Annotated in this window: 12 protein-coding genes and 1 pseudogene; 8 read left to right on the top strand and 5 right to left on the bottom strand. The window is 71.9% G+C overall.

Annotated features, from left to right (window positions below; genetic code table 11):
* The first annotated feature begins 308 nt into the window (after positions 1-308).
* Positions 309-620 carry a hypothetical protein gene (locus tag AEQ27_RS06975; protein WP_043596011.1) on the top strand — a complete coding sequence of 104 codons (312 nt, stop codon included), beginning with the start codon at positions 309-311 and terminating at the stop codon, positions 618-620.
* Between the two features lie 22 nt (positions 621-642).
* Here the strand turns inward: AEQ27_RS06975 and AEQ27_RS06970 are convergent, their stop codons facing one another.
* The 3 genes from AEQ27_RS06970 to AEQ27_RS06960 form a co-directional block, all read right to left on the bottom strand.
* Positions 643-1,119 carry a MarR family winged helix-turn-helix transcriptional regulator gene (locus AEQ27_RS06970; RefSeq protein WP_235451008.1) on the bottom strand — a complete coding sequence of 159 codons (477 nt, stop codon included), beginning with the start codon at positions 1,117-1,119 and terminating at the stop codon, positions 643-645.
* Between the two features lie 44 nt (positions 1,120-1,163).
* Positions 1,164-1,403 (bottom strand): hypothetical protein, encoded by a 240-nt coding sequence (locus AEQ27_RS06965; RefSeq protein ID WP_054145992.1) that lies wholly within the window; start codon positions 1,401-1,403, stop codon positions 1,164-1,166.
* A gap of 128 nt (positions 1,404-1,531) precedes the next feature.
* Positions 1,532-2,248, bottom strand: coding sequence for a general stress protein (locus AEQ27_RS06960; protein ID WP_235451007.1), 717 nt, complete (start codon positions 2,246-2,248; stop codon positions 1,532-1,534).
* Positions 2,249-2,411: 163 nt separating this feature from the next.
* Here AEQ27_RS06960 and AEQ27_RS06955 point away from each other — a divergent pair, with 163 nt between their 5' ends.
* Positions 2,412-3,149, top strand: coding sequence for a hypothetical protein (locus AEQ27_RS06955; protein ID WP_054145991.1), 738 nt, complete (start codon positions 2,412-2,414; stop codon positions 3,147-3,149).
* Between the two features lie 13 nt (positions 3,150-3,162).
* Here AEQ27_RS06955 and AEQ27_RS06950 read toward each other — a convergent pair whose 3' ends face one another.
* Together AEQ27_RS06950 and AEQ27_RS06945 are read right to left on the bottom strand one after the other, a co-directional pair.
* Positions 3,163-4,563 carry an NtaA/DmoA family FMN-dependent monooxygenase gene (locus tag AEQ27_RS06950; RefSeq protein ID WP_052505346.1) on the bottom strand — a complete coding sequence of 467 codons (1,401 nt, stop codon included), beginning with the start codon at positions 4,561-4,563 and terminating at the stop codon, positions 3,163-3,165.
* Positions 4,564-4,631: 68 nt separating this feature from the next.
* Complete coding sequence (locus AEQ27_RS06945) at positions 4,632-5,231, bottom strand: TetR/AcrR family transcriptional regulator (RefSeq protein ID WP_054145990.1); 600 nt, start codon at positions 5,229-5,231, stop codon at positions 4,632-4,634.
* A 118-nt stretch (positions 5,232-5,349) separates the two neighbouring features.
* Between AEQ27_RS06945 and AEQ27_RS06940 the strand changes: the two genes are divergently transcribed.
* From AEQ27_RS06940 to add, 6 genes and pseudogenes are all read left to right on the top strand, one after another.
* Positions 5,350-6,480: an ABC transporter substrate-binding protein gene (locus AEQ27_RS06940; protein WP_054145989.1), complete on the top strand. Its 1,131-nt coding sequence runs from the start codon at positions 5,350-5,352 to the stop codon at positions 6,478-6,480.
* Positions 6,477-7,325, top strand: coding sequence for an ABC transporter ATP-binding protein (locus tag AEQ27_RS06935; protein ID WP_054145988.1), 849 nt, complete (start codon positions 6,477-6,479; stop codon positions 7,323-7,325). The genes AEQ27_RS06940 and AEQ27_RS06935 overlap by 4 nt, the downstream gene beginning before the upstream one ends.
* On the top strand, positions 7,318-8,232 hold the full coding sequence (locus tag AEQ27_RS06930) for an ABC transporter permease (RefSeq protein ID WP_054145987.1): 915 nt from the start codon (positions 7,318-7,320) through the stop codon (positions 8,230-8,232). The genes AEQ27_RS06935 and AEQ27_RS06930 overlap by 8 nt, the downstream gene beginning before the upstream one ends.
* The gene (locus tag AEQ27_RS06925) at positions 8,232-9,128 is read left to right on the top strand and encodes an ABC transporter permease (protein WP_054145986.1); all 897 of its coding nucleotides are present in this window, start codon (positions 8,232-8,234) and stop codon (positions 9,126-9,128) included. Before AEQ27_RS06930 ends, AEQ27_RS06925 begins: the two co-directional genes overlap by 1 nt.
* Positions 9,125-10,159 carry a nucleoside hydrolase gene (locus AEQ27_RS06920; RefSeq protein WP_161805504.1) on the top strand — a complete coding sequence of 345 codons (1,035 nt, stop codon included), beginning with the start codon at positions 9,125-9,127 and terminating at the stop codon, positions 10,157-10,159. Before AEQ27_RS06925 ends, AEQ27_RS06920 begins: the two co-directional genes overlap by 4 nt.
* Positions 10,156-11,112, top strand: a pseudogene (gene add / locus AEQ27_RS18280) (adenosine deaminase); the annotation flags it as partial. The gene AEQ27_RS06920 and the pseudogene add, both read left to right, overlap by 4 nt.
* Between the last annotated feature and the right edge of the window lie 2 nt (positions 11,113-11,114).

Here is an 11,114-nt window from a genome sequence, read left to right as displayed (position 1 = left end):
GCACTCCTTCACCCCTCTCCCCCCACCCCGGGACCCCGGCCCGCCCGTGCATTTCGCGACAGCCGAGTGACGACACGCGGCCCGAGGCCCCTCCCGGACGGCGTGTCGAGCAGTTCGTGTCGGGTTCGGCACGCCTCGCGCGCTGCGACCGGTCGGGATCGGCACAGCTCGACCGGGCCCCGGGTGCGACGCGGCCCTCACGCCCGCCCGCCGCGCACGGCCGACGCACCGAGGAGGCGCGGCGAACGCACAGGCGCCCGTCACGTCCCGTTCACGCCCCGGTCGCCCCCGGGGTGCAGCATCGACGCATGATCTCGCTCAGCGCCCTCGTGAAGCCGAAGGACGGAATCCACTCGGTCCGCCTGCTCGAGAAGAGCCTCCGCGACCACTACGAGAACGTGCCCGTGAAGGACCACCAGTACCTCGTGCGCTTCGCCGACGGCCCGGCTCTGGTGACCGACGAGCTCGCGGGCCTCCGGGTCGACGTCGTCGTCTCGGACGAGCGGGCCGCGACGCACTTCCGCGAGGCGCTGGCCGGCGAGATCGCGACCCGCGTCCTGGGACGGACCGTCGACGTCGTGTGGTCGCGCTCGGCGACCGTGCCCGCGCCGCTGCGCTGAGGCGCGCCGGAGACCGACGGGGTCAGTCGCCCTCGGCGTCGGCCGCGACGATCAACTTCGTCATCGTGCGGTGCAGCACGACGAGCTCGTCGTGCGTCAGCCCGAGCCGCGCCATCATGCGCCCGGGGATGCTCTCGGCCTCGCGCCTCAACGCGGCACCCGCCGGGGTCAGCTCGATCGACAACGCCCGCTCGTCGTCGGCCCGTCGCCCTCGGGTCAACAGCCCCTGGGCCTCGAGCCGCTTCAGCAGCGGACTGAGCGTGCCCGGGTCGAGCCGCAGCAGACGGCTGAGCTCACGACCCGAGAGCGGTGCGTGCTGCCACAGGGCCAGCATGACGAGGTACTGCGGGTGCGTCAGCCTGAGAGGCTCGAGCACCGGACGGTAGGCCGCCACGACCCCCCGCGACGCGACCGAGAGTGCGAAGCAGATCTGGCTCTCGAGCTCGAGCGGGTCCGCGACCTCGGCGGCACCCACGCACGGGGCACCAGCGGCACTCACGCCCGGGGCACCGGCGGCACTCACGCCTGGGGCACCGGCGGCGCTCATGCCCGCGGCGCCGGGCAGTGCACCATGGTGCGGACGCCCGTCCTGTCGACGACGTGCTCGTCCATCGGCGCACCGCAGAGCGGGCAGACCCCACCGTGCTGCGGCGCGACCACCGGAGCCTCGTTCTTCAACCCCAGCTGAGCGCCGCCGATGTAGGGCCGCAGCCGGGCGTTCATGCGCTCGACCAGGTCGCCGAACCTGCTGCCGTGATCGTGATGCCGCTCAGGTCTCGTCATGATCGTCAGCCTACCAACGATTGGCGCACCAACGACAGGGTGACCACCCGACCACGCACGTCCGCGCCCGCCTCGACGAACGGAGCGGGCGCGGAACGGCGGAACCGAGGAGGCGCGGGTGGCGCCGGTCAGGCGATCTTGCGACCCTGCGCCAACGTCTGGTGCGCCCGGGCGGCGAGTTCGCCGCGGACCAGCACCTCGTACCGGCCGGCCTCCATGGTGCGGACCGACGAGAAGTCGCGACGGCCGCGCAGCATCTTGTGGCCGACGAAGCCCCAGAGGGCACCCCACAGCGCACCGAGGCCGACGGCCACGAGCAGCACGCCGATCCACGCAGCGCTCGGGGCGAAGATGCCGAACAGCAGTCCGAGCAGCAGACCGAACCAGGCACCGCCACCGGCACCGCGTCCGGCGGCCTTGCCCGAGGTCAGCCGACCCGAGACGTTCTCGACCGTGCGGATGTCGTGCCCGACGATCGAGACGCTCTCGACGGGGAACCCCTCGTCGGACAACAGGTCGACGGCCGACTGGGCGTCCTCGTACTTGGTGAACGAGGCCAGCACCTGGGGGTAGCCCGCGCCGGCGAAAGCACCGATGCCACCGGGGCCGGGCGTGCCCGTCGTCGGGGTCGCCTGCGGCCCGGCCTGACCGTGACCGGACTGGCCGTAGCCGGGCTGGCCGTACGGCGCACCCTGCTGACCGGGCACCTGCCCCGGCTGCTGCCCCTGGTCGGGCGAGGCCGGCTGACCGGCAGGCTGCTGCCCGGTGCCCTGCGGCGCGTACTCGCCGTACGCGGGCCGCGGGCGGTCGTCGGGGGTGGGCGTGGTGTCCTGCTCGTTGCTCATGCTCCCGTTCTATCGCGCCCGCGTCGACGCGGAGGGAATGCACAGTCGGCCCACAGCATTCCTTGGCGTGCTCCCAGTCGCGCCGTCCGCACCACGGCCCCTCCGCACGCTCCGGTCGCGGCGACGCCCCGCCGACCCACGTCTCGTGGGGCAGGATCGGGGGATGACCACCTCCCACGTCCTCGTGCTCGACTTCGACGGGACCGTCTGCCTGGGCGACGGTCCCGTGCTGACCTACGCGCGCCTCCTCGACGAGGCCCTCACGGCGACCGACGAACAGCACCCGCTCCGGTTGGTCGAGGCGGTGCTGGCCCGGTTCGTGGGCAGCCCCGTCGACGACGAGCCGGCCGGGGTCGACGAGGCGATCGCGCATGCCGACGGCTCCCCCGACGGGTACGTCGTCGCCGAACGGGTCTCGCGGGCACTGGGCGTCGACGACGCGGCCCGCTCGGCCGCCTACGCCGGGGCCCGTGCGGCCCTGGCCGACGGCCGTCTCGAGACCACGGCACCCGAGGGACTCGCCGAGCTGCTCGACTCGCTGCCCGACACCGTGCACGTGGTGCTCGTCACGAACTCCCCCGAGCACGGCGTCGTGCAACCGCTCGAGCGGCTGGGGCTCGCCGCCCGCGTCGACGAGATCGTCACCGACGCGCGCAAGCCGACCGGGCTGCCCGCCGTGCGCGACCGGCTCCGGGCTGCCGCGGGCCTCGAGGGCCGGCCCGACCGTCCGCTCAGCGTGGGCGACATCTGGCCGACCGACCTCGAGCCGGCCGCGGCCCCGGGACCGCCGCCCGCCCTCGTCGAGCGGTTCCCCGCCCCGGACGCCCGGCCGCCGCACCGCGCGACGACGCTGCCCGAGCTGTACCCGGCGATCCGCGCCTGGGCGACCCGCGCCTCCTGAGCCGAGGACGACCTCAGACCGTCGCCGGCACCACCGCGAAGCGTGCGCCGGGGTGGTCGGCCGAGAGGTGCGGCCCGGGACGGCCGAGCATCTGCTCGCGCAGAGTGCCCGTCGCGGGCTCGGCCGGCATGCGGCCACGGCGGCGCAGCTCGGGCACGACGAGGTCGGCGAAGTCGGCCAGGTCGGCCGTGCCGAAGATCGGCTCGAGCAGGAAGCCGTCGAGGTCGGTCTCGTCGACCAGGCGCTCGAGCTCGTCCGCGACCTCGACGGGGTCGCCGACCAGCTGGAGCCCGCGGGTTCCCTTGCCGCGCAGGTCGTCGAGGATCTCGCGCACGGTCGGCGCCGGCGAGCCGTCCTTCGGCAGGAAGCGGTCGATGTTGCTCTGCCCCATCTGCCCGACGGGCCCGCCGTCGTCCTGCAGTTGGGTCAGGTCGCGTGACGGGTCGAGCGAGAGCAGGTCGATGCCGGTGTTGCCCGCGTAGAGGACGGCGACGACCTCGTCGGTCTGCAGGTCGTCGAACTCCTTCCTCAGGGCGACGGCCTCGTCGTGGGTCGGGGCGACCGTGACGGTCAGCCCGACCATGATCTTGACCGACTCGGGGTCACGGCCGAGGGCGGCGGCCTTGGCCCGGATGTCGGCGACGTTCGCCGCGGTCTTCGGCACCGTCGTCCCCTGGACGAAGACGCACTCGGCGTTGCGCGCGGCGTAGGCGCGGCCCCGGTCGGACGTGCCGGCCTGGAACAGGACGGGCGTCCGCTGCGGCGAGGGGGCGACCGTGAAGTAGCCCGACGAGCGGAAGTGCTCGCCGGCGAACTCGACCCGGTGGATGCGGTCGCGGTCGGCGAGGACGCCGGCCTCGGCGTCACCGCGGAAGGCGCCGTCCTCCCAGCAGCCCTCCCAGAGCGTCATGGCCAGGTCGACGTACTCGTCGGCCTGGTCGTAGCGGGCGTCGTGGCCGCGCATCTCGTCGTGGCCGAACAGTTCGGCGACGGTGTTCTGCGAGGCGCCCGTGACGATGTTCCAGCCGATGCGGCCGCCCGTCAGGTGGTCGAGCGTGGCGAATCGGCGAGCCGACTGCACGGGGTGGTCGAGGCCGGTCGACGAGGTGACGACGAAACCGAGACGCTCGGTCTCGCGGGCCAGGGTCGGGATCAGCAGGGCGGGGTCCATGCCGGGGAAGTTGATGCCCCCGCGGGCCGCGGTCTCGGGGAGGTCGCCGTCGATCGACGGGTAGCCGAACCCGTCGGCGAAGAACAGGAAGTCGAAGCCCGCACGGTCGAGCAGCTTCGCCATGCCGATCCACAGGTCGAGCCCGTGGTAGCCGAGCGAGTCGCTGCGCGGGTGGGACCAGCTGAGGGTGCCGCCGACCTGGGGGCCGGCGACTTCGAACACACCGAGACGGATCTGCTTCATGCCGTCAGTGAACCGGATGGTTCACCGAGAGTCCAGCCCCGAAACAAGCTCTTAACACGGGTGGCCCGTCAGCGGGCGACGGCGGCGGCGCGGACGCGCGCGACGAGCGCCTCGGTGGCGTCGACGGCCGCGCGGTCGACGGCGGCGCTCGACCCGGCGCTGAGCAACGTGGCCTGGAAGCCGCGCCAGAGCGCGACCGTCTCGTGCGCGAGCGACTCGGCCCGCGCCTCCTCGACGCCCTCGACGCGGTACGCCGCCGCGACCTGGCCCACCCACTCGGTGCCGATGTCGCCGAGCAGCGAGGCGTAGCGCTCGCGGTCGAAGCTCGCGAGGCCGAACACCTCGAAGAACAGCCGGTTGAAGGGCTGGTTGACCGGGTCGGACACCGTCCGCCAGACGGCGAGGAGGCGCTGGTCGAGCGGCAGGTCCGGCCCGGCCAGGTGGTCCACGACCCCGACGATGCCCGGGAACCGCCGTTCGGCGCCGTGCAGCGCCGCCACGACCAGTTCTTCGCGGCTGCCGAAGTAGTACAGCAGCATGCGGTTGTTCGAGCCGACCGCCGTCGCGAGGGCGCGCAGGGTGAGCTGGCCGACCCCGTTCTCGAGCACGTGGTCGACGACGCGCTCGAGCAGTTCGGCCCTCTTCTCGGACGACTCCCGGGTGGCCATGCCCCGAAACTAACGTCCCGCGAGGTCGACGACGACGGCAACACGACCGAAACGACGATGAAACAGTCCGGGTCTAGCTTTTCGACACCTCACCCGAACGAACCTCAGGAGTTCCCCCATGAGCCCTCTCTCCGTTCCTCCCGCGTTCCGCGACTCCTCCCTCGACCGCCGCGGGTTCCTGCGCCTGGGCGGTTCGGCCGCCCTCGTCGTGGGCACGACCGCCCTGCTCGCCGCCTGCACCGACTCGTCGGCCGGCACGGGCGCGGCGTCCGGCGGGGCCGCGTCCGGCGGCTCGTTCGGCACCATCGCCGTGCAGCTCTCGTGGATCAAGAACATCGAGTTCGCGGGTGAGTACTTCGCCACCGAGAAGGGCTACTACACCGACGCGGGCTTCAGCGAGGTCACGCTGCTGGCCGGTGGCGGACAGACCGGAGCCGAGGAGGCGCTGCTCGCCGGACAGGCCAAGGTCGGGTTGTCGTCGGCCTCGCTCACCGGCCCCTCGGTCGCGCAGGGCGCGGCGCTCAAGATCATCGGCACGACGTTCCAGAAGAACCCGTTCTGCCTGCTCTCCCTCGAGGAGGGCAAGCCGATCCGCACCCTGGCCGACCTCAAGGGCAAGAAGATCGGCGTGCAGTCGGGCGGCAACCAGACGATCTTCGAGGGCTTCCTCAAGGCCAACGACATGACGCTCGACGACGTCGAGCTCGTCGCCACGCAGTACGACATCGCCCCGCTCGAGACCAACGCGTACGACGCGCACATGTCGTACATCACGAACGAGCCGATCCTCGCCGAGATGGACGGCTTCACCCCCGTCGTGCTGGGCTTCGCCGACAACGGGCTGCCGTTCGTCGCCGAGACCTTCACCGTCACGCAGGAGACCATCGACAACGAGCGCGACATGCTCAAGGCCTTCCTGGTCGCCGAGATCAAGGGCTGGACCGACGCGGTCAAGGACCCGGAGCAGAGCGCGAAGTACGCCGCCGAGAAGTACGGCAAGGACCAGGACCTCGACGTCGAGGAGCAGACCGCCGAGGCCGAGGCGCAGAACACCCTGATCCTCACCGAGGACGTCAACGCCAACGGCCTGTTCACCATGACCGACGAGCTGGTCGCCGAGAACATCGCCTCGCTGAAGGCCATGGGCACCGACGTGTCGGCCGACGACCTCTTCGACCTCAGCATCATCAAGGAGGTCTACGAAGAGAACCCCGACCTCATCACGACCTTCACGATCCCCACCGCATGACCATGACCGACGGCACCACGACCGCACTCACGACGGCGACGGGCGACCCCGCCGGACGACCCGAACTCGCCACCGGCATCAACATCCAGGGGCTGACCAAGTCGTTCCAGCTCGGCCGGAAGAGCGTGCAGGCCCTGACGCAGATCGACCTGGGCACCAAGAAGGACTCGTTCCTCAGCCTGCTCGGACCCTCGGGCTGCGGCAAATCGACCATCCTGCGCATCCTGGCCGGGCTCGAGACGCCCACGTCGGGCAGCGTCGTCATCAACGGCAAGACCGCGGCCGAGGTGCAACGCGGCCACGAGACGGGCATCGCGTTCCAGGACTCGGCCCTGCTGCCCTGGCGCAGCGTCGAGAACAACATCCGGTTGCCGCTCGAGGTCTCCGGGCTCACTCCCCCGGCCGGCCTGATCGACGACCTGATCGACCTCGTCGGCCTGAAGGGCTTCGAGAAGGCCAAGCCTGCGCAGCTCTCGGGCGGCATGCGGCAGCGCGTCTCGATCGCCCGCTGCCTCGCCGTGCAGCCGACCATCATGCTGCTCGACGAGCCGTTCGGCGCGCTCGACGACATGACCCGGCAGCGCATGAACGTCGAGCTGCTGCGCATCTGGGGTGAGAAGCCCGCCACCACGCTGATGGTGACGCACGGCATCGCCGAGGCCGTGTTCCTGTCCGACGTCGTCGCCGTGATGAGCGCCCGGCCCGGCCGCATCGCCGAGGTGGTCGAGATCGACCTGCCCCGACCGCGCCTGCCCGAGCTGACCCGCACCCCGGAGTTCCACGCGTACGTCGACCGCATCTCGGAGATCCTGTTCGGCTCGCACGGGACGGTGGCCGATGACTGACCTGCACACGTCGCCGCGCGAGACCGCCGAGCGCGAGGTCGAGGCGGAGCTGGGCCAGAGCGTGGCGCTCCAGGCCGAGACCGCCCGGGGGCGTGAGCGACGGTCGGTGCTCGGCTCGATGGCGGCGGCCCCGCCGTGGGTCGGCGCCCTCGTCGGCATCGTGCTGATCGTCGCGATCTGGCAGGTCGTGGCCGTCACCCTCTTCTCGGTGACCGGGTCGGTGCCCCCGCCCGGCCAGGTGCTCGTCCAACTCGTCACGGACCTCAGCGACCTCGTCTACTGGCGCGCCATCGGCGCGACCGGCGGCAGCGCGGCCTGGGGCTTCCTCTGGGGCAACCTGATCGCGTTCGCACTGGCCTTCGCCGTGCTGCTCGTGCCGTGGTTCGAGGGGCTCTCGACCCAGCTCGCCGTCGTCTGCTCGTGCATCCCGCTGACCGCGATCGCGCCGATCGTCACGCTCATGTCGCCCGCCGGCGGCCGGACGACGTCGATCTTCCTGGCCGCGCTCAGCGTGATCTTCACCACCGTGATCGGCACGCTGCTCGGCCTGCGGGCCGCGAGCGAGACCCAGCTCGACGTGATCACGGCCTACGGCGGCTCGCGCTGGACGCAGCTGGTCAAGGTCCGTCTGATCGCCGCCCTGCCCAGCATCCTCGCGGCGCTGAAGCTGGCGGCACCCGCCGCGTTCCTCGGCGCGGTGCTCGGCGAGTACTTCCTCATCGGCGTCGACCAGGGCCTCGGCATCCTGCTGCTCGCGGCGCAGGCCACGGCGGCGTCGGTCAAGCTCTGGGCCCTGGCCCTGATCTCGGGCGGCATCGCGGGGATCGCCTACTTCGTCATCGGGCGGATCAGCCGACTGGTCACGCCCTGGTCGGCCGGCGACAGCCGCGCCGGAGAGGGGTTCTGATGGCCACGACCCTGCCCACGGGCACCGGCACCCGCGTCGCCGCCCCCGCGGACTCGACCAGCGCCTCCTCGACGGCCCGGTTCGTCCTGCGGCGCATCGGCCGCACCGTGCTGACGATCGCGATCTCGGCGATCATCCTCGGCATCCTGTGGAACCTCGCCATCGTCGTGCTGCAGGCCAACGCGTTCATCGCGAAGACCCCGGCCGACGTGTTCCGCTGGTTCTTCGTCGACTCCGAGCTCAGCCAGACCACGGCGGCCGAGAACCGGGTGCACATCGCCGGCCTGCTCGGCGTGACCCTCTGGCACGCCGCGATCGGCTTCGTGTTCGGCGTCGGCGGCTCGCTGGTCGTGGCGATCGTCTTCACGCTGATCAGGCCCGTCGAGTTCATGTTCATGCCGATCGCCATGCTGCTGCGCACCGTGCCGCTGCTCGCGATGGCCCCCGTCATCTACCTCGTGCTGGGCAACGGGATCGTCACCGCCGGTTTCATCGGCGGCGTGGTCGTGTTCTTCCCGTTGCTGGTCAACCTGAGCCTCGGCTTCCGCTCGGTCAGCGCGCAGTCGGTCGACCTCATCCGGGTCTACGGCGGCAGCCGGTGGACGATCATGCGCAAGGTCGCGTTCCCCACGGCCCTGCCGTACTTCTTCGCCTCGATGCGCATCGCCGTGCCGGGAGCCATCACCGGCGCGATGCTCTACGAGTGGCTCTTCACCTACGAGGGCCTCGGCGCGGCCATCACGGCCGCCAAGTCGCAGTCGCAGTACGGCGAGATCTGGGCGATCGTCGTACTCATCACGCTCGTCTCGATCGTGCTCTACACGATCACGACGTTCGTCGAGACGGCGGTGCTCGCGAAGTGGGGCCCCAACGCCGGCAAGGCGACCGCGTCGTGACCGGCCCCAGCGTGACCTGCCGCAGCGTGACCCGCCGCGTGCTGGTCGACACCGACACGGGCATCGACGACGCCCTGGCCCTGCTCTGGCTCGCCGCGCAGCCCGACGTCGAGATCGTGGGCATCACGGCCGTCTACGGCAACTGCGTCGTCGACGACGCCCTGCGCAACGTCGGACACGTGCTCGGGCTCGTCGGACTCGACGAGGTGCCGGTCGCCCGCGGTGCCGAGGGCCCCCTGGACGCGGAGGCGCACATCGCCCACTACGTGCACGGTCACGACGGTCTCGGTGACGTCGTCGCCGACCGGCCGCTCCCCCGCGTGCTCCTCGACACCCCGGCGGCGGAGCGACTCGTCGAGGTCGCCCGGGCGTCCCCGGGCGAGATCGACCTGCTCACGCTGGGGCCGCTCACGAACGTGGCCCTGGCGCTGAGGGCCGAACCGCGCCTCCTGACGCTGTTCCGGTCGGTGACGATCATGGGTGGCAGCGGGCCCTTCCCGGCCCTCGGCCGCACCGACATGGTCGACGCGAACGTGCAGAACGACGGCGTGGCCGCCCGCGAGGTCTTCGCCGCCCCGGCGACCTCGCGCCTCATGGTCGGCGTGAACGCGACCTCCCAGGTCATCACCGACGAGTCGCACGTCGCGGCGCTGCGCGACTCGGGCACGCCGACCGGCACCTTCGCCGCCGAGGTCCTGGCGACCTACCTCGACTTCTACCGGAACGCCTGGGGCCGCCGGGTCAGCCCCGTGCACGACGGCCTCGCCGCGGCGCTGATGGTGCACCCCGAGTGGATCGCCGACAGCGTCACCGGCCCCGTCGGCATCACCCACGACGGCTTCGCGACGCGGGGCCGGGTGATGCGCACAGCCGACGGCGACGAGGTCGACTGGCACCCGGACGGCCCCGTACCGACCGGCGAGCCGTCGACGCACGACCCGGCCACCGACACGACGGCGGTCACCGCCGTCCACACCGACCTCTTCCTGCCGTCGTTCGTCGACGCCCTGATCCACGGAGCCCGCTCGTGACCACCCCCCCCCCCGCCGACGCCCCCCGCGCCTCCTCGGCGTCCGCCCCCTCGCCCGCCGACGCCGTCGTGCGCGACCTGCGCGCTCTCCCCAAGGGACACCTGCACCTGCACATGGAGGCGGCGATCCGACCGGACTCGCTGGCCGACATGGCGGCAGCGTCGGGCGTCATCGTGCCGATGCCGACCAGCTTCGGCGACTTCAGCGAGTTCAGCGCGACGTACCAGGGCATGCTCGTGGTCCTCGCCGAGAGCGAGAACCTCTTCCGCCTGATCGACGAGGCGATCGAGGACTGCGCCGACGAGGGCGTCGCCTACGTCGAGTTCGGGGCGAGCCCGCAGTTCTACGTCGCCACCTTCGGGTCGCTCGACGCCTCGCTGCGGGCGATGCTCGCGGCCTGCGCCGAGAGCGGTGAGCGGTGGGGCGTCGAGGTCGGCCTGATGATCACGGTCGACCGCACCGAGAGCGTCGAGGCCGCGAACGAGCTGGCCCACCTGGCCGCCGCGTACGCCGACCGCGGCGTCGTGTCGCTCGGCCTCGCCAACGACGAGCGCGGCAACCCGGCGGCCCGCTACGAGGAGGCGTTCCGCATCGCCAAGCACGCGGGCCTGCTCTCGACGCCGCACGCGGGTGAGCTCGCCGGGCCGGACCAGATCGAGGAGGCACTGGACGTCCTGGGTGCCGACCGCGTCCTGCACGGCGTGACGGCCGTGCAGAGCGAGCCGTTGATGGCACGCCTGGCCGCCGAGGGCGTCTGCCTCGACGTGTGCCTCACCTCGAACGTGCTGCTCTCGGTCATCCCGACGATCGAGGACCACCCGCTGAAGCGCCTCGTCGAGGCCGGCGTGCGGTGCTCGATCAACGCCGACGACCCGATCCTGTTCGGGCCCGGCGTGCTCGCCGAGTACGCGCTGGCCCGCCCGACCCTCGGCCTGTCCGCCGAGCAGCTCGCCGC

Origin of the sequence: Frigoribacterium sp. RIT-PI-h, from assembly GCF_001297205.1 — a bacterium.
Lineage (GTDB): Bacteria > Actinomycetota > Actinomycetes > Actinomycetales > Microbacteriaceae > Frigoribacterium.
The sequence above is the reverse complement of the archived record's forward strand: the minus strand, read 5'-3'. Positions and strand labels throughout refer to the sequence as shown.